Annotated in this window: 19 protein-coding genes; all 19 read right to left on the bottom strand. The window is 68.1% G+C overall.

Annotation, left to right across the window (positions count from 1 at the left end; genetic code table 11):
• Positions 1-42: 42 nt before the first annotated feature.
• On the bottom strand, positions 43-3,198 hold the full coding sequence (gene ileS, locus ACFXHA_RS36180) for an isoleucine--tRNA ligase (RefSeq protein WP_379364278.1): 3,156 nt from the start codon (positions 3,196-3,198) through the stop codon (positions 43-45).
• A 296-nt stretch (positions 3,199-3,494) separates the two neighbouring features.
• Positions 3,495-3,707 carry a hypothetical protein gene (locus ACFXHA_RS36175; protein WP_379364389.1) on the bottom strand — a complete coding sequence of 71 codons (213 nt, stop codon included), beginning with the start codon at positions 3,705-3,707 and terminating at the stop codon, positions 3,495-3,497.
• A gap of 126 nt (positions 3,708-3,833) precedes the next feature.
• The gene (locus ACFXHA_RS36170; protein ID WP_379364276.1) at positions 3,834-4,664 is read right to left on the bottom strand and encodes a DivIVA domain-containing protein; all 831 of its coding nucleotides are present in this window, start codon (positions 4,662-4,664) and stop codon (positions 3,834-3,836) included.
• A 72-nt stretch (positions 4,665-4,736) separates the two neighbouring features.
• Complete coding sequence (locus tag ACFXHA_RS36165; RefSeq protein ID WP_379364274.1) at positions 4,737-5,039, bottom strand: YggT family protein; 303 nt, start codon at positions 5,037-5,039, stop codon at positions 4,737-4,739.
• Between the two features lie 299 nt (positions 5,040-5,338).
• The gene (sepF, locus tag ACFXHA_RS36160) at positions 5,339-6,139 is read right to left on the bottom strand and encodes a cell division protein SepF (RefSeq protein WP_379364272.1); all 801 of its coding nucleotides are present in this window, start codon (positions 6,137-6,139) and stop codon (positions 5,339-5,341) included.
• Positions 6,140-6,243: 104 nt separating this feature from the next.
• Complete coding sequence (locus ACFXHA_RS36155) at positions 6,244-7,017, bottom strand: YggS family pyridoxal phosphate-dependent enzyme (RefSeq protein WP_379364270.1); 774 nt, start codon at positions 7,015-7,017, stop codon at positions 6,244-6,246.
• Positions 7,014-7,754, bottom strand: a complete 741-nt coding sequence (pgeF, locus tag ACFXHA_RS36150; protein ID WP_379364268.1) for a peptidoglycan editing factor PgeF — start codon at positions 7,752-7,754, stop codon at positions 7,014-7,016. The genes ACFXHA_RS36155 and pgeF overlap by 4 nt, the downstream gene beginning before the upstream one ends.
• Positions 7,755-7,876: 122 nt before the next feature.
• Positions 7,877-9,145 (bottom strand): cell division protein FtsZ, encoded by a 1,269-nt coding sequence (gene ftsZ / locus ACFXHA_RS36145; RefSeq protein ID WP_379364266.1) that lies wholly within the window; start codon positions 9,143-9,145, stop codon positions 7,877-7,879.
• Between the two features lie 320 nt (positions 9,146-9,465).
• Positions 9,466-10,317 (bottom strand): cell division protein FtsQ/DivIB, encoded by an 852-nt coding sequence (locus ACFXHA_RS36140; protein WP_379364264.1) that lies wholly within the window; start codon positions 10,315-10,317, stop codon positions 9,466-9,468.
• A 6-nt stretch (positions 10,318-10,323) separates the two neighbouring features.
• A complete protein-coding gene (murC, locus tag ACFXHA_RS36135) occupies positions 10,324-11,769 on the bottom strand; it encodes a UDP-N-acetylmuramate--L-alanine ligase (RefSeq protein WP_379364387.1) in 1,446 nt (481 codons plus the stop codon).
• 92 nt (positions 11,770-11,861) lie between these two features.
• Positions 11,862-13,319, bottom strand: a complete 1,458-nt coding sequence (gene ftsW / locus ACFXHA_RS36130) for a putative lipid II flippase FtsW (protein WP_379364262.1) — start codon at positions 13,317-13,319, stop codon at positions 11,862-11,864.
• Positions 13,316-14,758 (bottom strand): UDP-N-acetylmuramoyl-L-alanine--D-glutamate ligase, encoded by a 1,443-nt coding sequence (murD, locus tag ACFXHA_RS36125; protein ID WP_379364385.1) that lies wholly within the window; start codon positions 14,756-14,758, stop codon positions 13,316-13,318. Before murD ends, ftsW begins: the two co-directional genes overlap by 4 nt.
• Before the next feature lie 49 nt (positions 14,759-14,807).
• Positions 14,808-15,884 carry a phospho-N-acetylmuramoyl-pentapeptide-transferase gene (gene mraY / locus ACFXHA_RS36120; RefSeq protein WP_379364260.1) on the bottom strand — a complete coding sequence of 359 codons (1,077 nt, stop codon included), beginning with the start codon at positions 15,882-15,884 and terminating at the stop codon, positions 14,808-14,810.
• Positions 15,881-17,365, bottom strand: coding sequence for a UDP-N-acetylmuramoyl-tripeptide--D-alanyl-D-alanine ligase (gene murF, locus ACFXHA_RS36115; RefSeq protein WP_379364258.1), 1,485 nt, complete (start codon positions 17,363-17,365; stop codon positions 15,881-15,883). The genes mraY and murF overlap by 4 nt, the downstream gene beginning before the upstream one ends.
• Positions 17,362-19,008 carry a UDP-N-acetylmuramoyl-L-alanyl-D-glutamate--2,6-diaminopimelate ligase gene (locus ACFXHA_RS36110; protein ID WP_379364256.1) on the bottom strand — a complete coding sequence of 549 codons (1,647 nt, stop codon included), beginning with the start codon at positions 19,006-19,008 and terminating at the stop codon, positions 17,362-17,364. The genes murF and ACFXHA_RS36110 overlap by 4 nt, the downstream gene beginning before the upstream one ends.
• 247 nt (positions 19,009-19,255) lie before the next feature.
• Positions 19,256-21,193 carry a peptidoglycan D,D-transpeptidase FtsI family protein gene (locus ACFXHA_RS36105; protein ID WP_379364254.1) on the bottom strand — a complete coding sequence of 646 codons (1,938 nt, stop codon included), beginning with the start codon at positions 21,191-21,193 and terminating at the stop codon, positions 19,256-19,258.
• Positions 21,194-21,233: 40 nt separating this feature from the next.
• Positions 21,234-21,914: a hypothetical protein gene (locus tag ACFXHA_RS36100; protein WP_379364252.1), complete on the bottom strand. Its 681-nt coding sequence runs from the start codon at positions 21,912-21,914 to the stop codon at positions 21,234-21,236.
• Positions 21,915-21,987: 73 nt separating this feature from the next.
• Complete coding sequence (gene rsmH / locus ACFXHA_RS36095; protein ID WP_379364250.1) at positions 21,988-23,001, bottom strand: 16S rRNA (cytosine(1402)-N(4))-methyltransferase RsmH; 1,014 nt, start codon at positions 22,999-23,001, stop codon at positions 21,988-21,990.
• A gap of 168 nt (positions 23,002-23,169) precedes the next feature.
• Complete coding sequence (mraZ, locus tag ACFXHA_RS36090; protein WP_379364248.1) at positions 23,170-23,601, bottom strand: division/cell wall cluster transcriptional repressor MraZ; 432 nt, start codon at positions 23,599-23,601, stop codon at positions 23,170-23,172.
• Positions 23,602-24,033 lie beyond the last annotated feature (432 nt).

Here is a 24,033-nt window from a genome sequence, read left to right as displayed (position 1 = left end):
AGGGGCGGAACCGATTCGGTTCCGCCCCTTTCGACTATCGCCTCACGCCTTGGTGATCGAGACCTTCACGCCGCCGACGACCTCGGAGGCATCCTCGCCGGTCGCCGCGAAAGTAAGGGCGGTGGCGAGGATTTCGCCCGCGATCAGGGCGCGGTGGGTTTCGGCCCAGGCCTGACGTTCGGCCGGGACGTCCAGGACCACGGTGATGCGGTCGGAGACGTCCAGGCCCAGGGACTTGCGGGTCTCCTGGAGGTCGCGGATGAGGTCGCGGGCCCAGCCCTCGGCCTCGAGTTCCTCGGTGACGAGCGAATTCAGCACCACCAGACCGGCATTGCCGGGCAGGGCGGCGGTGGATTCGGGCTCGGCGGCGACCAGGCGCTGGGTGTATTCCTCCGGCAGCAGGGCGATGCCGGCGGCGGTGACGGTGCCGTCGGCGGCCTCGTTCCACTCCCCCGCCTTGACCGCCTTGATGACCGTCTGGACTTCCTTGCCGATGCGCGGACCCGCGGCACGCGCGTTCACCACGAGTTCGAAGCGGCCGTGGGCGGCCACGTCGGTGGTGAGGTCGACGCGCTTGACGTTCACCTCGTCGGCGATGAGATCCACGAAGGGACGCAGGCTTTCGGCGTCGGCGGCGGCCACGGTGACCTCCGAGAGCGGCAGCCGCACCCGCAGGTTCTGGGCCTTGCGCAGGCTCAGCACCGTCGAGCAGACCGTGCGGACCTCGTCCATGGCCGACACCAGGGCGGCGTCGTGCGGCAGCTCGTCGGCGGCCGGCCAATCGGTCAGGTGCACCGAACGCTCACCGGTGAGACCCCGGTAGATGACCTCCGACAGCAGCGGCAGCAGCGGGGCGGCCAGGCGGGTGGTCACCTCGAGCACCGTGTGCAGGGTGTCGATGGCGTCGCTGTCCTCTTCCCAGAAGCGCGAACGCGACCGGCGCACATACCAATTGGTGAGCGCGTCGGCGAAGGTGCGCAGCTCGTCGCAGGCGGTCGCGATGTCGTACACCTCGAGGGCGTCGGTCATCACGTCGCGGGTCTGCGCGAGCTTGGCCAGGATGTACTGGTCCAGCACGTTCTTCGAGTCGGTGCGCCAGGTGCCCGGCTGGGTTGCGTACAGCTGCAGGAAGGTCCACGCGTTCCACAGCGGGCGCAGCGCCTGGCCGACACCCTCGCGGATGCCGCGCTCGGTGACGATCAGGTTGCCGCCGCGCAGCACCGGGGAGGCCATCAGGAACCAGCGCATGGCGTCGGAGCCGTCGCGGTCGAAGACCTCGTTGACGTTCGGGTAGTTGCCCTTCGACTTGGACATCTTCAGGCCGTCGTCGCCGAGCACGATGCCGTGCGCAACAACCGACTTCACTGCGGGACGATCGAACAGCGCGGTGGACAGCACGTGCAGGTTGTAGAACCAGCCCTTGGTCTGGCCGTTGTACTCGACGACGAAATCGCCTGGGCTGTGCGCAGACTGGTCGGCGGTGCCCTCGAACCACTCCTTGTTCTCGAACGGGTAGTGCACCTGGGCGAAGGGCATGGACCCGGACTCGAACCAGCAGTCCAGCACCTCGGGCGTGCGCCGCATCATCGACTTCCCGGTCGGGTCATCGGGATTCGGGCGCACCAGCTCGTCGATGCCGGGGCGGTGCAGATCGGCCGGGCGCACCCCGAAGTCGTGTTCCAGCGCATCCAGGGAGCCGTACACGTCCACCCGCGGATACTCCGGGTCGTCGGAGACCCATACCGGGATGGGCGCGCCCCAGTAGCGGTTACGGCTGATGTTCCAGTCGCGGGCGTTCTCCACCCACTTGCCGAACTGGCCGTCACGCAGATGCTCCGGTACCCAGGTGATCTCCTGGTTGAGTTCGAGCATGCGGGCCTTGACCTTGTTGACCGCCACGAACCAGGACGGCACCGCCATGTAGATCAGCGGCTGACCCGAACGCCACGAGTGCGGGTAGGAGTGCTCGATGGTCTCGTGCCGCAACAGCTTTCCGGCGGCCTTGAGGTCCTTGATGATGACCGGGTTGGCGTCGAAGACCATGAGGCCCTGGTACGGCGGCACCATCGAGGTGAACTTGCCGCCCGCGTCGAGGGGCTGCACGATCTCGATCCCGTTGGCGGTCGCGACATCCATGTCCTCCTCACCGAAGGCGGGTGCGAGGTGCACGATGCCGGTGCCGGAGTCGGTGGTCACGTAGTCGGCGTTGAGCACCCGGTGCGCGTGCGGGTGGCCGAGGAAGAAGTCGAACGGCGGCAGGTAGTGCAGGCCCGCCAGCGCCGCGCCCGAATGCTCGGACAGCACGGTCGGCTCCTCGCCGAACTCACGCGTGTAGTGCGACACCCGCTCGGCGGCAAGCACATAGCGCTTGCCGTCCTTGCCCTCGATGTGGGCGTAGGTGACGTCGGGGTGCACGGCGATCGCCAGGTTGGACGGCAGGGTCCAGGGCGTGGTGGTCCAGATCAGCGCGTTCGCGCCGTCCAGGGCTTGGAGCGGGTGGTCCGCGGGAACCTGCAGCACCATGTCGACCGTGACGGCCGGATCCTGGCGCATCCGGTAGGAGTCGTCCAGGCGGGCTTCCTGATTCGACAGCGGCGTCTGCTCGTACCAGCTGTAGGGCAGCACCCGGAAGCCCTGATAGATCAGGCCCTTGTCGTACAACGACTTGAACGCCCACATGACCGATTCCATGAAGTCGAGGTCGAGGGTTTTGTAGTCGTTGTCGAAGTCGACCCAGCGCGCCTGACGAGTCACATAGTTACGCCACTCGTTGGTGTAGCGAAGGACCGAGGATTTACACGCGGCATTGAATTCCGCCAGACCCATGGCATCGATCTGTGATTTGTCCGTGATACCGAGCTGCTTCTCAGCTTCGATTTCCGCGGGCAGGCCGTGAGTATCCCAACCGAATCGCCGATCGACCTTCTTCCCGCGCATCGTTTGGAATCGCGGGATCAAATCCTTGACGTATCCGGTCAGCAGATGACCGTAGTGCGGCAGGCCGTTGGCGAAGGGGGGACCGTCGTAGAAGACGAATTCCTCTGCCTGCGAACGGTTCTCGATGCTGGCACGGAAGGTGTCGTCGGCGGCCCAGTAGTCGAGGACCCGCTGCTCCAGCTCAGGGAAGGACACCTGACCGGCCGTCTTGCTCAGCTCGACGCGGGGGTATGCGTTTCGGGTGTTCGTCTCGTCCGCCATGGCGGCCTCTCGTCTCCTCGTGCCAACATCGTGGGCACGGGGACGATGGCGACGCCAGGTGCGTCACAACCGCGGTACCACCCCGCTTGCCCGGCCGTTCGGAGCCAAAACCCTTGTGCGACCAAGCCTCTCGTTGCGAGCTGTGACGGGCTCACCCGTTCGGTTCTACTGGGCGAGCAGGCTCGCTGTTCTTCCGAAGACTCCCCGGTGATGGCCGGATCAACGCCGTAAAACTGTCTCCATACTAGCGGGGCGGGTCCAGCGGATATTCCGCGGACCCGCCCAGGCGCCAGAACTCAGTGTTTAGCGTGTCTACCGCCCGGTCGTGACGACGAGGAAGCTTCCTCGTCGGTCTCGGTCCGTAGCGTCAACGCACTGACGAGCAGCAGCACCGCGCCGATCACGCACACGATGATGCAGCCCCATGCCCAGATCACCGAACCGGTGGTCAGTGCGGTCACCAGCAGGCCGAAGCCCACGGCAGCGAGCGCGAGCGTCACTACGAGCAAGTGCACCTCCCCCTCGTTGGGCTTCGATGGCGGCAGCCACCGGAGGACTCGAAAGGTTGGCGACGACACCGCATTCCCCGGGCAAACACCCGGGACGAGGCGGCATCGCAGGCCGTAGTTACGACTTTACTTGCTGCCCTTGAGAAGTGCGCCGTTGCCGGACGCGTCCTGCCCGAATTCGCCGCCGTCGACCGGGACCGCCGAACCACGGTTCTCCAGCTCCTCCAGCTGCGACTCCAGGTAGGACTTCAGGCGCACACGGTATTCGCGCTCGAAGGTCTTGAGCTGCTCGATGCGGCTCTCCAGCACGCTGCGCTGTTGCGTGATGGTCGCCATGATCTCGGTGTGCTTGCGCTCGGCATCGGCCTGCAGGGCGTCGGCCTTCTCCTTGGCCTGGCGCAGCTGCGAATCCGAGCGGGTCTGCGCGTCGGACAGCATGGCCTCGGCCTTCTGGCGGGCGTCGGCGATCATGGCCTCGGAGCGGGTCCGGGCATCGCTGACCAGTCGCTCCGAGTTCGCTCTGGCGTTGGCCAGCAGTTGCTCGGCCTCGGTCTTGGCGTCGGAGGTGAGGCGGTCGGCCATCTCCTGGGCCAGTGAAAGCACCTTGGCGGCCTGCAGATTGGCGTCCGCGGAGGGCGCTTCCTGCTTGATGGGGGCCACGGGGACCGGCGCCGGCATGGGCGGCGGCGGTGCGATCGGAGCGGCCTTGATGGGCTCCGGCGCGATGGGCTGCTTCACGGTCTGGACCGCGGGGCCCCGATTCTTCTTGGCATCAGCCAGTTCCGCGTCCAACTCGGCAACGCGCTGGCGAAGATCAGCATTCTCCTCGATGAGGCGTGAGAGCTCCTGCTCGACCAGGTCGAGGAAGGCGTCAACTTCGTCCTCGTTGTATCCGCGCTTCCCGATCGGCGGTTTGCTGAACGCGACGTTATGCACATCGGCGGGGGTCAGCGGCATGGAACGATCCCTTCACGCTTCGTATGGAGATCTAGCGGTAGATCTGGGCAAGCATTCTTTCGGCCCATTCTGTCACACCTGAGCTATCGACTGCCCTGCCTGGCCCGTGATCGTCATCAAGATGAAGACGATGAAAAGCAAGACCATAATGGACAGATCGAGCCGAATTCCCCCAAGATTCACTGGGGGTATCAAACGCCTCAGAAGTTTCACCGGGGGGTCGGTGACCGTGAAGATCATCTCGAGGATGATCACCACGAAGCCCGTCGGCCGCCAGTCTCGCGCAAAGCTGCGGATGAACTCGACGATGACCCGGCTGATCAGCAGCAGCCAGAAGAGGAACAGCAGTAGGTTCAACACCGGGAACACGGCCACCGCACCACTCTGCCTCAGATCTCATGATCAGCAAAATAGAAACACTGATCGCGCCGGTCACAGCTGGGCCGCTGCCGTATCACCGCACCCCACAAGGGCGTCAGGACGGCACCACCACAGATCGTGACACTCAGATACCCGACAAGCCGGGCGCAAGACTCCCCCAAGATTCCCCCGCGACAAAGTCGCAACCCCCGTATACGCAACGTAACTCGTTGCCTTGGTTTACTTTTGGTCCGACCCTACTCTCGGGCGTCCATCAGGGGTTCCCCGCCCCTGAGAGTCCCGAGAGTGGGCTCTTACTTCTGGTTGTAGAAACCGTTCTCGGCGATGCGGCGGCGCTCCTCGGCGGAGACGTCCACATCGGCGGGCGACAGCAGGAACACCTTGGTGGCGACCTTGTCGAACGAACCACGCAGGGCGAAGGCCAGACCCGCGGCGAAGTCCACCAGGCGACGCGCGTCGGAGTTGCTCATCTCGACCAGATCCATGATCACCGGCGTGCCGTCACGGAAGCGCTCACCGATGATGGCCGCCTCCGCATAGGTGCGCGGGCGCAACGTCGTGATCTTGGACAAGGTGCCTCCGTCCTCGAAGATCTGGGGACGGCGGGCCGCCTCGATACGGCGCTCCTGCTCCCGCAGATCCTCAATGCGACGCTCCGCGTCGGTATCCATCGCGAGCGCGCCGCGGGTGCTGCCACGCACCATGGGCGCGCTGCCGCCCACGGTCCGGGTGCGGCTGGACGGGGCGGTGTCGATGCGGGTCGGACGCCGGGTCGCCTCGTAGCGATCGTCGGCGTCGTAGCGGTCGCGGTGGTCGCGCTCGCGGGCATCGTCGGCATAGTCGTCGCGACGCGAGGACGCGCTGTAGGCCGGCTTGTAGGGGGCCTTGTACGACGGCTCGTAAGCGGGCTCGTCGTCGTAGCGGTCCTCGCCGTATCGGTCGTATTCACGCTCGCGTTCGGCGTAGGGCCGGGGACGACGCTGGCCACGCTCATCGGCGCTCCGGGCGGCTCCGCGATCGTCGACGTAATCGTCTTCGTAATCCTCGAGCGGAACCATCCCGAAGTACGCCTTGAACTTGTGCAGCGTGCTCATCTGGTCGACCTTCCTTCGGCCCCGGTTGGCCTGGGGTGTTGTCCTGCTCAGACCTCGTTAGCCACCAAGCATATGTTTCAAATGTGACTGGTGAGGTTTCTTTGCTACGCCGAGGTTATCGGTCGCGCGCCCATCAGGGCAGTACCGACACGCACGCACGTGCTGCCGTGGCGGACCGCCGACTCCAAGTCGCCGGACATGCCCGCCGAGAGTTCGATCGCGCCGGGGTGGTCGGTCGTTAATGCGGCGTGGATGCGGGCAAGTTGCTCGAATGCGACATCCGGGTCGACATCCAGCGGGGGGATCGCCATCAGGCCCCCGAGCTGCAGTGATTCCGAGGCGGCGACCTGATCGGCGAGCGCGTGCAACGCCGCGTCGCGGACACCGCCGCGCTCGGGATCGGCGTCGAGGGACACCTGCAGCAGGACGCGCAAGGGGGTGGCGCGGGTGCCGTCGTCCAGGGCCGCCCGCGCGCCCGTCTCGAGGGCGCTCGCGAGCCGGTCGCTGTCCACCGAGTAGACGGTATCGGCCCAGCGTGCAACGGATTTCGCCTTGTTGCGCTGGAGCCTGCCGATGAATTCCCAGCGCATCTGGGACAGGTGTCCCAGCTGCGCCACCTTGTCCGCGGCCTCCTGCTCGCGGGACTCACCGAACTCGCGGCGGCCCAGGTGATAGAGGATCTCGATATCCGAGGCGGGGAAGAACTTGGTGACCGGTAGCAGCCGCACCTCGCCCGGATCTCGGCCAGCGGCCCGGCACGCTGCGTCGATTCGCTCGATGAGCGCTGCGAGGGAGCTTTCCAGCTCCGCGGCGCGACCGGTGCGGGACGTGACGCCCGTCGCATCGGATCCCGCTGGGGCGGTAAAACTTTCGGTCATTCTGAAACTCCCTCGGATGACATCCAAATCACACCGGCGAGTCGCCCCGTCGGCGCGCCGCGCCGGTGTGAGAACAGGGTCTTGTCCTCGATGGTGCAACGCGGATCCACGGCCACGCCGCTCACCCCGGCCGCCTCCAGCTGCCGGCGGATGCCCGCGCGCAGATCCAGACCCGGCGTGCCCTTGGCGGTGGTGGTCGCGCTGCCGGGCAGATGCGCCTCGACATCGGCGCGCATGGCGGCGGGCACCTCGTACTGGCGACCGCTGGCCGCCGGGCCGAGGAACGCGCCGATGCGCTCGGGCTTCGCGCCCACCGACACCATGGCCTCCAGCACGCGCGGCACGATCCCGATCCTCGCCCCGATGCGGCCCGCGTGCACGGCGGCGATCACCCCGGCCTCGTCATCCGACAGCAGGATCGGCACGCAGTCGGCGCTCAGCACCACCAGCGCCAGATCGCGGCGCGTGGTCACCAGCGCATCCGTGGCAGGCACCGGCTCGTCGCGCGGCCCGTCCACGATCTCCACGTTCCGCCCGTGGATCTGTTCCATCCACACCAGATGATCGGGCGCCAGCCCGAGACTCTCCGCCAGCCGAACCCGATTGCGCCGCACCGCCTCCGGATCATCCCCGACATGGTCGCCCAGATTGAACGAGTCGTAGGGAGCCTGCGAGAACCCACCCGTGCGAGTGGTGGTCACCCGCCGGGTTCGAAACATCGGTGCAGCAGAAGTCATGACATCGAGGGTAGTAGCCATCGGCGGGCTACCCGAAACTCACCACGGCCCGAACGCCACCGCGCCCGCTCCGGGATCGGAGCGGGCGCGATGTGAGATGAATCCCTTACGGGCGCTTGGAGTTATCGCCGCATGAAGGACGGGACGTCGACATCGTCGTCATCGGCGTCCGGGGGCTGAATGTGGTTGCGGGAGTTGCTGCCGATGGTCGGATCGACCGTGGTGGGACGCGGCGCGCTGTAGGAGGGCGCGGGTCCGCGCTCGGCCACGGGGGCGGGCTGCTGGGCCACCGGTGCCGGGGCGGGCTCGGCGGGGCGGGCGGGCTCGGCGGCGCGCGCCGGGCTGTAATCACTGCTGCGGCTTACCGATCCGGCCGAGGCCGAGGCGGTGCCGGCGCCGCTGCCGGTGAACCGGCTGACCGCGGGTTCGATGCGCCGGGCCGGTCCGCTGCCGTCGAAACCGGCGGCGATCACGGTGACGCGGACCTCATCGCCGAGCGAATCGTCGATGACCGTTCCGAAGATGATGTTGGCCTCGATGTGGGCGGCCTCCTGCACCAGCGAGGCGGCCTCGTTGATCTCGAACAGGCCGAGGTCGGAACCACCGGCGATCGAGAGCAGCACGCCGTGCGCGCCGTCCATGGAGGCTTCCAGCAGCGGTGAATTGATCGCCGACTCGGCGGCCTTCACCGAGCGGCCCTCGCCGCGGGCGGAACCGATGCCCATGAGGGCGCTGCCCGCGCCGGACATGACCGACTTGACGTCCGCGAAGTCGACATTGATCAGACCCGGGGTGGTGATCAGATCCGTGATGCCCTGAACACCGTTGAGCAGCACCTCATCCGCGGAACGGAAGGCGTCCATCAGGCTCACGGCCGCGTCGCCCAGCTGCAGCAGGCGGTCGTTGGGGATGACGATGAGGGTGTCGCAGGACTCGCGCAGGGCCTGGATGCCCGCCTCGGCCTGGTTGCTGCGGCGCTTGCCCTCGAACGAGAACGGCCGCGTCACAACGCCGATGGTGAGTGCGCCGAGTTTGCGGGCGATCTGCGCCACGACGGGCGCGCCACCGGTGCCGGTGCCACCGCCCTCGCCGGCGGTCACGAAGACCATGTCCGCGCCCTTGAGCACTTCCTCGATCTCGTCCTTGTGGTCCTCGGCGGCCTTGCGGCCGACCTCGGGGTCGGCTCCGGCGCCCAGGCCGCGGGTCAATTCGCGGCCGACATCGAGCTTCACGTCGGCATCGGACATCAACAACGCCTGCGCATCGGTGTTGACGGCGATGAACTCGACTCCCTTGAGTCCCTGTTCGATCATCCGGTTGACGGCATTCACGCCGCCGCCGCCGATACCGACGACCTTGATCACAGCAAGGTAGTTGTGCGGGGGCGTCATGGGCTCTCGCCTTCCTTCGATCTGAAACAGCTTGTCGTCTTCGGTTACTCGCCGTACGCCGGCGTTATGGTCTCGGTCCGATAAACCCTCAACCATAGCTTCAGCGTTATGTCAAGTATCCGACTGGTGCCGAACGGTATTCGCAGCCACCGAGTTACTTGCGCAGGCGCGCCGAAACGAGTGTCAGAATCTTGTGTGATTCGCCTCGTCCGACCCACCCGAGCATCGTATCGTGGACGGTTGCCCTCCGGTCCTGGATCGGAACCGATGGTGCCCTTCCGGCAAACCACCGAAAATTTCGGCGGCCCAATGGGTATCGCTCACTTTACCGTGACGAGATTCGGACTCGAAACATCGAATACCTTGCCCGGCTGGGAAAGCAGGGGGCCGACCACCGCCGCCTTGCGCGCCGAGTCCACGGTTCCTCCCCAGAGCACAGTACGCCCATCACGCAACTCCAGGGCAATATCCGAAACCGAGCGGGCCACAACCGCTCCCACGCCCACCTGATCGCGCAGCGAGACGGGCATAGCGGCCATGACCGCGACCGCGGCCTTGGTCACCGGATCCGAACCGCCCGGATGGTCGGTAATGAGTTTGGGCACTCCGGGTCCCGGCGGCTCGATGGCGAATTCCACGCTGTCGCAATCGAGCAGGTGTGTCCCGTCCGGGCTGTCGAAGTACAGCACGGGGGTGCGTTCGACCACGGTCACCTGGACGGTCGACGGGAATTCGCGCTGCACGCGCGCCGAACGGACCTTGGGTAGTCGCGCCACCCGCTCGGCCAGGGCATCGGTGTCCAACCGCAGCATCGAGCGGCCCTCGGGCATCTGCAGCGCGTCCTGAACCTGTTGTTCCGGAATGGCGGCCAGCCCCTCGATGCGGACCGTGCGGACGGCCAGCAGCGGGGTGAACCAGGCGACCAGTCCCAGCGCGATCAGCACGATCACACCGGCCGGTACCCCGAGCCGGATCCCGCGCGACCGCCAGGCATTGCGGAACCGCGATTCGCGCGGCGCGCGGCCGCGCCGCAGCCGGGCCCGCCGGGCCGCGGAGCTCTCGACGATCTCCTCGGGCTCAGCCGACTCGAACTCGGCCGGATCGCCGTCCGCCCAGTCGTCTTCGTCCGACTCCGGCGTCGCCGGACCGTCCACTCCCCCACCCGAGCTCATGCGTGCTCACCGCCCGTGGCTGGGTCGGGCGCGCAGGCCGTCGAGGATCTGGCTGCCCAGCATGGTCACATCGCCCGCGCCCATGGTGATCACCACATCGCCGGGCCGCGCCAGTGCACCCACCTGCTTGCCGACGCGCGACATATCCGGCTGGTAGTGCACGGGTTTGGTGACCGCGCCGGCCACCAGCGCACCGTTGACGCCGGGCAGCGGCTCCTCGCGCGCACCGTACACATCGAGCACCACGACCTCGTCGGCCAGCGACAGCGCCGCCCCGAACTCGGTCGCGAAAGTGGCGGTGCGGCTGTACAAGTGGGGCTGGAAGACCACGATCACCCGGCCCGGCCGCGAACGCGCGCCGTCACGGGCCTCCTGGGCGACCAGTTCGGCGGCGGCCGAGAGCACCGCGCGCACCTCGGTCGGATGGTGGGCGTAGTCGTCGAAGACGCGCACGCCGTTCTCGCGCCCGGTGAGTTGGAAGCGGCGGTGCACACCGCCGAAACCCTCCAGGCCCTGGATGATCTCGCCCATATCGGCCCCGGTGGCACGAGCGGCCAGCAGCGCGCCGAGCGCGTTGAGGGCCATGTGGCGGCCGGGCACCGACAGGCGCAGGGTGCGCGGGGCGGGCTCGTCGGAAAGCTGGAAGACCGCCACACCGCCGACATCACGCGGTTCGAACGACAGCAGTTGCGCGCCGACCGGCACCCCGAACTCCGCGAAATCGCCCGAGCCGTAACCGATCACCTGAATGCCGCGTGGGTCGTCGGCCAGCCTCTCGACCGAGCGCCGCGCCAGCCCCAGCGAGCCCGGATCGTCCAGGCACACCACCAGCCGACCGCCCTTTTCGAGCCGGTCCACGAAGTCGTCGAAGACCTGGACATACGCCTCGTCGGTGCCGAAGTAATCCAGATGGTCGGATTCGATATTGGTGACCACCGCGACATCCGGCGCGTACTGCAGCAGTGACCCGTCGCTCTCGTCGGCCTCGGCCACGAAGATGCCGCCGGTGCCGTGGTGCGCGTTGGTGCCAGCCTCGTTGAGTTCGCCGCCGACCGCGAAGGACGGGTCGAATCCACAGTGCTGCAATGCCACCACCAGCATGGAGGTGGTCGAGGTCTTGCCGTGCGTGCCCGAGACGAGCAGCGTCTTGTGGCCCTCCATCAGCGAGGCCAGCACGGCCGGGCGCAGCAGCACCGGCAGCCCGCGCCGATGCGCCTCCACCAGTTCAGGATTGGTCTTGGGGATGGCGGCGTAGGTGGTGACCACGGCGGTGGGCCCGCCGGGCAGCAGGTCGAGGGCGTTCGCGTCGTGGCCGATGCGCACTTCGGCCCCGCGCGCCCGCAGCGCCAGCACGCCGCGGCTCTCCTTGGCGTCGGAGCCCGACACCATGCCGCCGCGCGACAGCAGAATCCGGGCGATGCCCGACATGCCGGCACCGCCGATGCCGATCATGTGCACGCGCCGCAGGTGTTCGGGTAAATCGGTGTGCACACCCGCGATCGGCTCGGTCGCGGTAGCCGCATCGCCGTCCGGCCGCTCCACTGTCACCTCGAATTACCCCGTTCCCTGGCGTTTTTGGTCGGATAGTTGGGTTCCCAGGCCCGGCTGCGCCGGGCCGAATCCGAATCTATCGATCGCCGCGACGACCGTTCCGGGCCACCCCGTTCCCGGGGCGATGGTAGCGCGCGGCGCGGCGGACTCGGCTTGACCTTGGCCTTCGCCTTGGTGCGGGCACGCGCCGCCTTCGCCCGTGCGGGCGAATACATTTCGGGGGTGGGCAGCCGCAGCAGCCGGCTCACCCGCCCGTCCTGCCCGGCGTGCAGGGCCGCCACCGCCTCCGGTTCGTGCCGGGCGGCATTGGCGATGATGCCGAACATGAGCAGGGTGATGGCCAGCGACGAGCCGCCCGCCGACACCAGCGGCAGCTGCAGACCGGTGACCGGCAGCAAACCCACCACATAGCCGACATTGATCAGGGCCTGACCGGTGATCCAGGTGGTGGCCGAGGCGGTCAGCAGCCGGATGAACGGATCCACCGAGCGGGTGGCGATGCGCAGTCCGGCGTAGACGAACAGCGCGAACAGTCCCAGCACCAGTGCGCAGCCGAGGAAGCCGAGCTCCTCGCCGATGATGGCGAAGATGAAGTCGTTGTGCGCGTTGGGCAGATAGCTCCACTTGGCCCGCGACTGTCCCAGCCCGCGACCCCAGATGCCGCCGTCGGCAAGGGAATACATGGCCTGCCGGGCCTGATAGCCGATGCCCTGCGGGTCGGAGCCGGGGCTGAAGAAGGCGCGCATGCGGTCGGAGCGGTATCCGGCCGAGAGCGCGAGAATGCTCGCCGCCACCCCGCCCGAGACCGCGATCGTCACGAACATGCGCAGTGGCAGCCCGCCGAACCACAGCAGCGAGGTGAGCACGATGCCCAGCGCGATGGTGGTCGAGAGGTTGGGTTCCAGCACGACCAGGAAACACGCCAGCAGGCCCGCGGGCACCAGCGGCATGAGAATGTCCTTGTACCCGGCCTTTTCGGTCTGCCGCGAGGCCAGCAGGTGCGAACCCCACACCACCAGTGTGATTTTCACGATCTCCGAGGGCTGCACCGACACGACCCCGAGGTCGAACCAGCGCCGCGAACCCTGCACCTCGGTGCCGATGCCCGGAATCAGCACCAGCACCAGCAGTACCACCGAGAGCGCGAAGACCGGGAACGACAGCCGCCGCATCACCCGCATGGGGATGCGCAGCGCGATATAGAACAGCACCGCGCCCAGACCGGCGAACATGGTCTGCTGGATGAACAGCGAATACGCCGATTTGCCATCGGCATACGACTCCACGCTGGAGGCCGAGAGCACCATGACCAGGCCGAGCACGGTGAGCAGTACCGCGATGGCGACGACGAGATGGAACGACGCCAGCGGGCGGGCCAGCCAGGCTCCGAACCATCCGGTTCGCATGCGCTGGGCGGCAGACCCGGCCCGCCGCGGCGCCGTCGTCGTCATTCGGTTCTCCCGATGTCCTTCTCGTCCAGGGCCTGCACGGCGGCCGCGAAACTCCGTCCGCGGTGCGTGTAGTCGGCGAACATGTCGAGGGACGCCGCGGCCGGGGCCAGCAGGACGGTATCGCCGCGATGGGCGTAACCGGCCGCCACGCGCACCGCGCGCGCCATCACCGCGTCGGGTTCGATCTCGGTGAAGGGGTCACCCATCCGAGCATCGTCCCCCGAATTCAGCTCCACGACCGGGACATCGGGGGCGTGTCGCGCGAGTGCGGCCGCGATCACGGCCGCGTCCTGCCCGAAAAGCACGGCCGCGACCAGGTGTTCGCGGCACTCCTCGATCAGGTCCTCGACGCCCGCGCCCTTGAGCTGACCGCCCGCCACCCAGATCACGCTGGGGTGGGCCAGGATCGAGGAACGCGCGGCATGCGGGTTGGTGGCCTTGGAGTCGTCGACGAACTCGACGCCCGCCAGCTCCCGCACGTGGGCCGCCCGGTGCGGGCCGACCTTGTGCTCCTGCAGGCCCTCCTTCACGAACTGCGGTGCCACATCGATGGATCGGGTGAGCGCGGCCGCGGCCAGCGCGTCGGCCACCCCGGCCGGGCCCTGCGGGCTGATATCGCCGACCTCGGCCAGGATGGCGGCCTTGGTGAAGGCGCGATCGAGCAGCTTGCCGTCCACCACACCGAGTTCACCGTCGGCGGGGACGCCGATGCGGAAGCCGACGGTGCGGCGCGCCTTGGACTTTCGCGCCAGCGACGCGGCCACCGCATCGTCCAGGCCGACCACGCCGACCCGACCGGTCAGTGCACGCGCCTTGGCGGCCGCGTAGGCGTCCAGCCCGCCGTGCCAATCCAGGTGATCCTCGGCCACATTCAGCACCACGCCCGCCTCCGGGCGCACCGACGGGGCCCAGTGCAGCTGGAACGAGGAGAGTTCCACCGCCAGGATCTGCGGACCCGGGCTGCGGCGCAGCGCGTCCAGGATGGGCAGGCCGATATTGCCGCAGGCCACCGAGGCGATCCCGGCGGCACGCAGAATCGAGTGCGTCATCTGGGTGGTGGTGGTCTTGCCGTTGGTGCCGGTCACCACCAGCCATTTGCGCACCGGCCCGTAGATGCGGGCTTGATCCACCCACCAGGCGAACTCGACGTCGCCCCACACCGGGATGCCCTCGGTGACGGCGGACACCAGCACCGGCGAGTCCGGCCGCCAGCCCGGGCTGGTGATCACCAGCGCGAAGCGTTGCATCGCATCGGGTTGCAGTAGCTCGTCGGCGGTGGCGGTGCCCAGGCCCAGTTCGGCGGCCTCGGCCAGTGCCTTCTCGCCGCCGTCGGTGACGATCGGGCGCGCGCCGATGTCCTGCAGGGGCTCGATCAGCGAGCGTCCGGAGACGCCCCAACCGGCCACCAGCACGTCACGGCCGCGCAGGAATTCCAACATGGGCCCCGGTGAACGCAGGACCCTCGGAGAATGTTCGGACATTGCTCACTCACCCTGCCGCAGAGAGGTATTCGCTGTAGAACAGGCCCAGTCCGATCGCCGAGGCCATACCGGCCAGCAACCAGAACCGGATGATCACCGAGGTTTCGGCCCACCCGCTCAGCTCGAAGTGATGATGGAACGGTGCCATCTTGAACAGGCGATTGCGCGTGGTGCGGAAGACCGCCACCTGCAGCACCACCGAGGCGGTCTCGGCCACGAACAGCGCGCCGATCACGACCATGAGCAGTTCGGTGCGGGTGGTGATGGACAGGCCCGCGAGCAGACCGCCCAGCATCAGCGAACCGGTGTCGCCCATGAAGATCTTGGCGGGCGCGGCATTCCACCACAGGAAGCCGATGCAGGCCGCGCCGCCCGCGGCGCACACCAGTGCCAGATCCAGCGGATCCCGGACCTGGTAGCAGCCCGCGACCGCGTGCGCGGAGCAGGAATTACGCCACTGCCAGAAGGTGATGATCATGTACGCGCCCAGCACCAGACTCATGGAGCCCGCGGCCAGACCGTCCAGGCCGTCGGTCAGGTTGACCGCATTGGACCAGGCCACCACGATCAGGCAGACGAACGCCAGGAAGAACGGCAGCCACAGCGTCACCGTATTGATGTCGCGGGTGTAGGACAGGTGCTTGTCGCCGGGCGTGAGGCCGTGATTGTTGCGGAATTGCAGTGCCAGCACACCGAACACGACCGCCGAGGTGAGCTGGCCGATGTACTTGCCGGCCGCGGTCAGACCCAGATTGCGCTGCTTGCGCAGCTTGATCAGGTCGTCAAGGAAGCCGACGAAGCCCAGCGCGGTGGCCAGGCCCATGACCAGCAGCCCCGAGGCCGAGGGCCCCGGCTCGCCGTAGGTCATCGAGATCAGGTGCGAGCCCAGGTATCCGGCCCACATGCCGATGATGATGGCGACGCCGCCCATGGTGGGGGTGCCGCGCTTGGCCTTGTGGCTCTCCGGGCCGTCCACCCGGATCTCCTGTCCGAAGCCCTGTTTGGCGAAATAGCGGATCACCACGGGGGTCAGCAGGATGGAGACGGTCAGCGCGATGGCCGCCGACAATAGGATCTGGGTCATCGGGTGGCCTCCGGCGCGGTCTCGAGCAGATGGTCGGCGACCGTCCACAGGCCCGCGGAGTTCGAGCCCTTCACCAAAATCACCGCACCCGGCTCCAATTCCTCGTCGAGCAGGGCGATGGCCGCCTCGGTGTCCGGCACGTGAATGGCCTCCTCACCCCAGGAGCCCTCCTGCACCGCGCCCTGGAACAGGGCGCGCACGGGACGGCCCTGGCCGACGACGATCAGGCGATCCACATCCAGGCGCACCACCAGGCGGCCGATCTTGTCGTGTTCGAGGACGGATTCCTCGCCCAGTTCCGCCATTTCGCCGAGCACCGCCCAGCTGGCGCGGGGTTCGGTACCGGCCTTGGACATGGTGACCAGCGCCTTGAGCGCGGCCCGCACCGAATCCGGGTTGGCGTTGTAGGAGTCGTTGACTACGGTGACGCCGTCGGCGCGGGTGCGCACGTCCATGCGGCGGCCCGAGACGACGGTCGCGCCGGACAGCGCCTGTGCGACGGTGGCGAGATCCGCGCCCTGATCGAGGGCGACAGCGGCTGCGGAAAGCGCGTTGCCGACCTGATGCTCACCGTGCACGGCCAGCTGGACAGCGATGGATTGGCCCTTGGCGTGCAAGGTGAATCGGGCCCGGGCACGGTCGTCGAGGACGACGTCGGAGGCGTGGATATCGGCATTGCCGCTCTGCCCGACCGTGACCACGCGGGCCGAGGTCCGCTCCGCCATCTTGGCGACCAGGTGATCATCGGCGTTCAGCACGGCGAGACCGGAAGCCGGAAGTGCTTCGACGAGTTCGCCTTTGGCCTGCGCGATGACCTCGCGGCTGCCGAACTCGCCCAGATGCGCGGTGCCGACATTGAGCACGACGCCGATGCCGGGCGGGGCGATCTCGGTGAGCGCCTTGATATGTCCCGGGCCGCGAGCCGAGAGCTCCAGCACCAGGAAGCGGGTGTCCGCGTCGGCGCGCAACGCGGTCCACGGGTGGCCGAGCTCGTTGTTGAACGAACCGGGCGGGGCCACAACGGATCCCAGCGGCGCGAGCACGGCCGCGATCAAATCCTTGGTGGAGGTCTTGCCGGAAGAACCGGTCACACCGACCACGGTCAGGGAGCCCGCGGCCACCAGCCGATCCACGCTCACACGGGCCAGCTTGGCCAGCGCGGCCAGCACCGCCGCACCGGAACCGTCGGTGTCGTGGGCCAGCGCGAGGGCGTGCGTATCGCCGGGGCGCGGCGTCACCACGATGGCGGGCACGCCCACCGGCCGGGCGGCCAGCACCGCGACCGCGCCCGCCGCGACGGCGCGCGCCGCGAAGTCGTGGCCGTCGGCGCGCTCACCCGGCAATGCCAGGAACAGGTCACCGGAACCGATTCGGCGCGAATCGAACTCGGCCGAGCCGGTGACCCTGGCGTCGGGGTCCGGGGCGTCGTGCAGCGTGCCGCCGACGACCTCCGCGATCTCCCGCAAAGTCATCTCGATCATGAATGCGTCAGGTCCCTCGTCTTTTCCGACAGGGCGGCCGCGAGTACCTCGCGGTCGTCGAACGGATGCTTCACTCCTGAAATCTCCTGCCCTGTCTCATGTCCCTTGCCCGCGATCAGCACCACGTCGCCGGGCTGCGCCCAAGCGACGACGGCGGCGATCGCGTCCGCCCGGTCCCCCACCTCCCGGACCTCACCGCGTTCCGCGTCCGGCACCTGTTCGGCACCGGCGAGCACCGCGGCGCGAATGGCCGCCGGGTCCTCGCTGCGCGGATTGTCGTCGGTAATGATGGCCAGGTCGCTGCCGCGCGCCGCCGCCGCACCCATCAAGGGCCGCTTGCCGGCATCACGATCACCGCCCGCACCCACCACTACCGCCAGACGTCCCGTCCCGCGCCCTGAATGGGCACCGTCGGCCAACCACGTGCGCAAGGTCGCCACGACCGATTCGATCGCGGCGGGCTTGTGCGCGTAATCCACCACGGCCAGAAACTCCTGGCCCTTGTCAACCCGCTGCATGCGGCCCGGCACATCCACCGCACCGAGCGCCGCAGCGGCAGTCTCCGCCTCGACCCCGGCCGCCGCGCACACCGCGACCGCCAGCAGCCCATTGGCGATGTTGTACGCACCCGGAAGCCGCAGGCGCACATCCACATTGACATGCGGCCCCGAAGCAGTGAACTCCTGGGTGCCCCCGACGCCCGCCGTGGCGGCACCGGCCGTCCAGTCCGCGGCAACGCCGTCACGCGTGGCGACGGTCTGCAAACGACGGTCCGAGGCGGTGGCCAGGTCAGCGCGGATCTCGGCCCCGAGGCGCTGCCCCCACTCGTCGTCGACACAGATGACCGATACGGCCGCGGCCACCGAAGGGCGCGGCGCGGCGGCGGAATCCGGGCCGTCCGGAATGAACAAGCGGCGCTTGGCCGCGAAGTAGTCCTCGAAGTCGGAATGGAAGTCGAGGTGGTCCTGGGACAGGTTGGTGAACGCACCGACCGCGAAGCTCACCCCGTCCACCCGGCCCAGCGCCAGCGCGTGGCTCGAAACCTCCATGACGACCGCGTCCACGCCCTGCTCGACCATGAGCGCGAACATCGCGTGCAGTTGCGGAGCCTCGGGGGTGGTCAGCGCCGAGGGCACCCGGACGCCGCCGATGCGGGTCTCGATGGTGCCGATGAGCGCGGTGCGCAGCCCGGCCGCGGCGAGCCCGGCTTCCACCAGATAGGAGGTGGTGGTCTTACCGGAGGTACCGGTGATGCCGACGATGCGGAGTTTGCGTGACGGGTCACCGTAAAGGGCCGAGGACAACTCACCGAGCACCGCGCGCGGCGCGTCGTGTACCAGCACGGGGACGGCGATCTCGCCGATCAACTCCGCACCCGCCGCATCGGTGAGGATCGCAACCGCTCCGCGCTCGACCGCATCCGCGGCGAATCGGGCACCGTGCGCGTGTCCTCCGGCGAGACCGGCGAACAGATCACCCGCGCGAACCGCGTTGGAGCGCTGCTCGATACCGGTGACCTGGATGTTCTCCAGTTCTCCCGGGGATGCGGCGCTGCGCGCGCCCGTGAGTTCCTGCACCTTGCGCAAGCCGGTCGCTGCGGCGGCAGCGGGCCGAAGCACCTGCGGGCTGAACTGCGCGGGCACGAAGCTCCTCTCCAGTGGCGGTCATCAAGGCGGTCATATCAGGAGAACGGTCCGGCGGACCGGATCGACGTGTCAGGTTACCTGTGTTGGATCGCCGCGCGATCGGCACGGCGGCGTTCGGTCATCCGGCCCTGCGCGGTGTCATCGTCCGGCACTGCGCAGGGCCGTCATCCAGCACTGCGCGGGCCGGTCATAGCGCACTGTGAGCGCCGGGCGCGGCATGTATCACTACCATCCGATCCCTGCTCTAACTCGCCTGCAGAACCAGCTGTTTGGCGGGCGGCGACGGCGGAATCCGATCCCGCTGCAGCAGCCACGAGGCGATGCTGTGGAACAGCGGCGCGGCCGAACCGCCGCCGCTGCCGTCGGAACTGCGCACCGGCGCGTCCAGCATCATGCCGATCACGTAGCGCGGATTGTCGGCGGGCGCCATGCCCGCGAAGGTGATCCAGTAGCGGTCGGCCGAATAGCAGTGGCATTTCGGGTCGACCTGCTGCGCGGTGCCGGTCTTCCCGGCGACCTGATAGCCCTCGATGGCGGCCTGGGTACCGGTGCCGGTCTGGTTGCCGCCGTTGGGATCCTTCTGCACCACCGACTCGAACATCTGCCGCAGCGTGCGCGCCGTCTGCGGGCTCACCACCTTGACGCTGTCCGGCGGCTCCTCCTCGGTGCGGGTGCCGTCCGGGGCGATGCGGGCCTTCACGATGCGCGGCGGAATCCGCACGCCGTCATTGGCGATGGCCTGGTACATGGCGGTCATCTGCAGGGTCGTCATCGAAAGGCCCTGTCCGATGGGCAGGTTCGCGAAGGTCGAGCCCGACCACTGATCCCGCGAGGGCAGCACACCGGCGCTCTCACCGGGCAGGCCGACACCGGTGCGCTGGCCGATGCCGAAGCGCTTCACCATGTCGTACCAGCGGTCCTCGCCGACCCGCTGGGCCAGCATGAGCGTGCCCACGTTCGACGACTTACCGAAGACTCCGGTGGTGGTGTAGGGCGCGTTGCCGTGCACCCAGGCGTCGTGCACGGTGACGCCACCCATATTGATGGCGCCCGGAACATCCAGCACCTCATCGGGATTGGTGACGCCGTACTCGATGGCCGCGGCCGCGGTGACGATCTTGTTCACCGAACCCGGCTCGAACACCTCCTGCACCGACGGGTTGCCCAGATCGGTGGTGGCCCAGGTGGCCGGGTCCAGGGAAGGATTGAAGGTGTTGTCGTTGGCCATGGCCAGCACCTGACCGGTGTGCACATCCAGCACCACCGCCGAGGCCGCGCCCGCGCCGGAGAGATCCTTGGCCTGCTGCACCTGCTGCTGCACGTAGTACTGCAGATCCGAGTCCAGGGTCAGCTCCAGGCCGGAGCCGTTGACCGCGGGGTGGCGATCGCGCCACGAGCCCGGGATCACCGCGCCGTCGGAGCCGCGGTCGTAGGTGAGCGAGCCGTCGGTGCCGGCCAGCTGCGCGTCCATCGAGGATTCCAGGCCGATCTGACCGTGCCCGTCCCAGCCGGTCGCGCCGATCACATTGGCGGCCAACGATCCACCGGGATACTGGCGCATGTCCTGACGGTCCTGGCCGATCTCCGGAAACTTCAGGGTGATGTCGGCGGCGATCCGCGGATCCACGTTCCGCACCAGGTAGACGAACGGCTCGTCACTCTTCAACTGGGCGAGGATGTCCTTCTCGATCGCCGCGTTGCCGAGCTTCTCGTGCATGTATTTGGCGATGGCCGCCAGCCGATCGTCCGGATTCGGCGCCGTCTGCGGATTCTTCTCGTAGGCATCCGCGAGGTCCTTGCGGACCACCAGCGGACGAAAGCTCAGCTGCTTGGCCGCGATCGTGAAGGCCAGCGACTTGCCGTACCGGTCCGTGATCGCACCGCGGGTGGCCGGATCCGGCACCGTCGTCGATCGCTGACTCGCCGCCTCCGCCGACAGCTTCGGCGCGGAAACACTCTGCACCCACAACAATTGAATGGCCGCCACGGCCAGCGCCACCAGCATGACCAACCGGCCCACCCCGAACCGGAATCGCGTACTCGAGTCCAGCCCCGGAGCGGGCCGCGGTCTCGACTGCCGCCCCGGCCCGGAACTCGCCCGGCCCGCGCCGGTCCGGCTCCGCGTGGTGGTACTGCGTCCCCGGCTCGAATCGCGCCCGCGCCCCGCGCGGGTCGGACTCATCGACCAACCCCGTTCGTCGTCTCCCAGCTCACCGCGTTCGTCATCGCGGCGCTCCGTTCGCCTGGACCTGCGGGTTCTGCGGCGTCGGGATCGGAGCCGCCGGAACGGGATTCGCGGCGGTGGTGGTCGGGGCGGCAGGCGCGGCCGGGGTGGTGGTCACCGGGACCACGCGATCGGCCTGCGGCTGGCCCGGTTTGGGCGGCTGGGTCGCGGCGGGCGGGGTGGTGTTGAGCGGCGGCACCGGATTGCCCTGGGCGGGCTGCGGATTGCCGACCACGATGACCTGGCCGTCCGGGGCGATCACCAGGCGGGCCGGATCCTTGGCCGGGATCATGCCGAGTTCCGCGGCGCGCTGGGCCAATTCGGGGGCCGAATCGGCAGCGGCGACCTCGCGTTGCAGGGCATCACGTTCATCGGAGAGCTTCTGATTGGCGCGGCGCTGATCACCGAGTTGATAGCTGTCCTCGGTGGCGCGGGTGGTCAGCAGCAGGGTGAGGGCCAGACCGCAGCCCAGCAGCGCGATGATGGTGGCCACGAAGGACATCCGCCCGCGCGGCATCGCATCGCTGCGCCGGCCGCGGCGCATGCCCGGAAGCTCGGCCCGGCCGCCCTCGCGGTTACGGCGACGCGCGTAAGCACGTTGCGCCGCACCCTTTTTCACGCTCTCGGTGGCCTGCGCGCGGCGCGTCCCCCGGCCCGCCGCCTGCTTCTGGATCGTCATAGGGCGACCCCGATCCAGCGGGTGCGTGACCGCCATCGCTCGCCGTACGCCAACCTCGGCTCTCCCCGCAACTTCACGACCGGTCCTCCCCTGCGATCCGTTCCGCCGCCCGCATGCGCACCGGAGCGGCCCGCGGGTTCTCGTCGATCTCCTGCTGGGTCGCCTTCTCCGCGCCCCGGGTCAGGATCTTGAATTCCGGTCCCATGCCGGGCAATTCGACCGGCAGGTCCAGCGGGGTGCGCGAGGCCGACCGCTTGGCCAGCTCCACCTTCACCACCCGGTCCTCGAGCGACTGATAGCTCATCACCACGATGCGCCCGCCCGGGGCCAGCGCGTCCAGCGCGGCGGGCAGGGCGGCCTCCAGGGATTCCAGCTCTCTGTTCACCTCCACCCGCAGCGCCTGGAAGGTGCGCTTGGCCGGATGCCCGCCGGTGCGCCGGGCCGCGGCGGGAATGGAGTCGTAGAGCACTTCCACCAGTTGCGCACTGGTGGTGAACGGGGTGCGCTGGCGCCGGCGCACGATCTCGGAGGCGATCTTGCCCGCGAATCGTTCCTCGCCATAGGTTTTCAGCACCCGGGCCAGGTCGCCGTGACTGTAGGTATTGAGCACGTCGGCGGCGGTGGGGCCGGTACTGGAGTCCATCCGCATGTCCAGGGGCGCGTCGATGGAATAGGCGAAGCCGCGATCGGCCTCGTCCAGCTGCATGGAGGACACACCCAGATCCATCAGAATCGCGTGCACCGAACCGGTCTCGGCCAATCCGGCCTGCTCGAGCGCATCAGGGATCCCGTCATACCTGGTGTGCACCAGGGTGATCCGATCCTGGAACGGCGATAGTCGCTCCCCGGCCAGCTTCAGCGCGGTGGTGTCGCGGTCCAGGCCGACCAGGCGGATATTGGGATAGGTCTGCAGGAAATGCTCGGCATGACCGCCGAGTCCCAGGGTGCAGTCGAGGTAGACCGCGCCGTCGGAATGCAGTGCGGGACCGAGTATCTCGTCGGCGCGGTGCAGGAGAACCGGAACATGGCGGGGGCCGTCATTGCCTCGGTGCACCTGGACCTCCCGGAATTCCTGCCTCACGTTCATTCGCACGGCCCCATCGGGGGTCGCCGGGCGCTGTGACGCTTCAAAAAGCGACCTTCGAATCAAGGCGAATGCCCCGTGGTCTCTGACCGAAGCACCGCACCTGGCGTTGGGGAAGTACGTCAGGGTCGGTGTCGGGCAGAGGCCGCAGGGCACTCGCCTCGCTGCGGGCTAGAAGATCCCGCCCAGCGACTCGTCTCTGGCCTGCGAGTAATCCTCCTCGTGCTCGGCCAGGTAGGAATCCCAGGCCGTCTTGTCCCATATCTCGAGGAAATCGACCGAGCCGATCACCACGCAATCCTTGGAGAGATTGGCGTAGCGGCGGTGCTCTGCCGACAGCACGATCCGGCCCTGTGCGTCCGGACGTTGCTCATCACTGGAAGCCGCCAAGGCCCGGACGAATGCTCGGGCCTGCGGGTTCGATCGGGATGCCGCCGCGGCTCTCCGCGCTAACGCGGTGAACTCGTCCTTCGGATACACGGCAAGGCTGTGGTCTTGTCCCTTCGTGACCATCAACCCTCCCGCCAGCTCGTCCCGGAACTTCGCAGGCAACGTCAGTCGCCCTTTGTCGTCCAACCGAGGGGTATAGGTACCGAGAAACAAGCCTCGCCACCTCCTACCGGATCACCCTCTCGACTGTTCGGCCTCCTGTAGTGCGGGCTCCACATTACCCCACTTTCCCCCACTTTCAATCGAAAGCGTCGGTGATCTCGGTCCCCGCTTGGCGAACTTCGCAGGTCACACCAGCTATCACCGAGGTGGGGGAGATTTCGCGCAGTTCCCCCGACACGCGCGACGCGCGCCGGAGAGCACCTGACAACCGCCAGCAAACCCGCAGATAGCGGGCATTCCAGGCGCAAGTGGGGGCCGGTGGGGCACCCCCGTGGGGAGGTGTGGGGGATCACGGATCAACCCGACACGCCGTAGACCCACCTACACGAAACGCCGTGGGGGCCCCCCCCCAAAAACGGTTGGGGGCCCCCGGGGGGGGGACAAAAGAATTGGGGCGGTGGGATAATAAAAAAAAAACACCCA

The sequence above is a fragment of the Nocardia sp. NPDC059240 genome (genome assembly GCF_042753865.1).
GTDB lineage: Bacteria > Actinomycetota > Actinomycetes > Mycobacteriales > Mycobacteriaceae > Nocardia.
Note: the sequence above shows the minus strand (reverse complement) of the source record. Positions and strands in the feature narration are given on the sequence as shown.

Bases quoted from the DNA above. Each gene is read 5' to 3' on its own strand.
- ileS (WP_379364278.1), bottom strand. From the start codon at position 3,198: ATGGCGGACGAGACGAACACCCGAAACGCATACCCCCGCGTCGAGCTG.
- ACFXHA_RS36170 (WP_379364276.1), bottom strand. From the start codon at position 4,664: ATGCCGCTGACCCCCGCCGATGTGCATAACGTCGCGTTCAGCAAACCG.
- sepF (WP_379364272.1), bottom strand. From the start codon at position 6,139: ATGAGCACGCTGCACAAGTTCAAGGCGTACTTCGGGATGGTTCCGCTC.
- ACFXHA_RS36155 (WP_379364270.1), bottom strand. From the start codon at position 7,017: ATGACCGAAAGTTTTACCGCCCCAGCGGGATCCGATGCGACGGGCGTC.
- pgeF (WP_379364268.1), bottom strand. From the start codon at position 7,754: ATGACTTCTGCTGCACCGATGTTTCGAACCCGGCGGGTGACCACCACT.
- ftsZ (WP_379364266.1), bottom strand. From the start codon at position 9,145: ATGACGCCCCCGCACAACTACCTTGCTGTGATCAAGGTCGTCGGTATC.
- ACFXHA_RS36140 (WP_379364264.1), bottom strand. From the start codon at position 10,317: ATGAGCTCGGGTGGGGGAGTGGACGGTCCGGCGACGCCGGAGTCGGAC.
- murC (WP_379364387.1), bottom strand. From the start codon at position 11,769: ATGATCGGCATCGGCGGTGCCGGCATGTCGGGCATCGCCCGGATTCTG.
- ftsW (WP_379364262.1), bottom strand. From the start codon at position 13,319: ATGACGACGACGGCGCCGCGGCGGGCCGGGTCTGCCGCCCAGCGCATG.
- murD (WP_379364385.1), bottom strand. From the start codon at position 14,758: ATGTTGGAATTCCTGCGCGGCCGTGACGTGCTGGTGGCCGGTTGGGGC.
- mraY (WP_379364260.1), bottom strand. From the start codon at position 15,884: ATGACCCAGATCCTATTGTCGGCGGCCATCGCGCTGACCGTCTCCATC.
- murF (WP_379364258.1), bottom strand. From the start codon at position 17,365: ATGATCGAGATGACTTTGCGGGAGATCGCGGAGGTCGTCGGCGGCACG.
- ACFXHA_RS36105 (WP_379364254.1), bottom strand. From the start codon at position 21,193: ATGAGTCCGACCCGCGCGGGGCGCGGGCGCGATTCGAGCCGGGGACGC.
- ACFXHA_RS36100 (WP_379364252.1), bottom strand. From the start codon at position 21,914: ATGACGATCCAGAAGCAGGCGGCGGGCCGGGGGACGCGCCGCGCGCAG.
- rsmH (WP_379364250.1), bottom strand. From the start codon at position 23,001: ATGAACGTGAGGCAGGAATTCCGGGAGGTCCAGGTGCACCGAGGCAAT.